The 375-nt window shown below is 58.0% G+C and carries 1 protein-coding gene; it reads left to right on the top strand.

The annotated features are described in order from the left end of the window. Positions 1-3 precede the first annotated feature (3 nt). The coding region (locus ACQ4LH_RS21345) for an FAD-dependent oxidoreductase (RefSeq protein WP_430698982.1) at positions 4-375 on the top strand (372 nt) is incomplete at its 3' end.

Genomic DNA, 375 nt, shown 5'->3' with positions numbered 1-375 from the left:
CTCATTTACTACACGGTTTTTTTTTTTTCAAGCAGAAGACCTCATGCGCGCTCTCTCAGTTCTTCTCTTTCTCTCTTCTCTTTTTCTCATATACATTCCTATTCCGTCCTGTGGACCGCCTACTACCTCAAGCGCAAAGCACCACAGCTGCGCATCGTCATCCTCGAAGGCGAGATTGCCGGCTTCGGCGCCTCCKGGCGCAACGGCGGCTGGCTGATGGGCAACCTGCTCGGCCAGGATCACCTGCTCGCCGACCAGCCCAGCGCAGCGCGGCAGAGCGCCTATGCCCTGCTGCACGGCATTCCCGATGAAGTCGCCAGCGTGCTACAGCGCGAACAGATCGCCTGCGATTACCGCAAAGCCGGCGTGCTGTAT

Origin of the sequence: Pseudomonas peli, assembly GCF_050563605.1 — a bacterium.
GTDB classification, from domain to species: domain Bacteria; phylum Pseudomonadota; class Gammaproteobacteria; order Pseudomonadales; family Pseudomonadaceae; genus Aquipseudomonas; species Aquipseudomonas peli_A.
The sequence above is the reverse complement of the archived record's forward strand: the minus strand, read 5'-3'. Positions and strand labels throughout refer to the sequence as shown.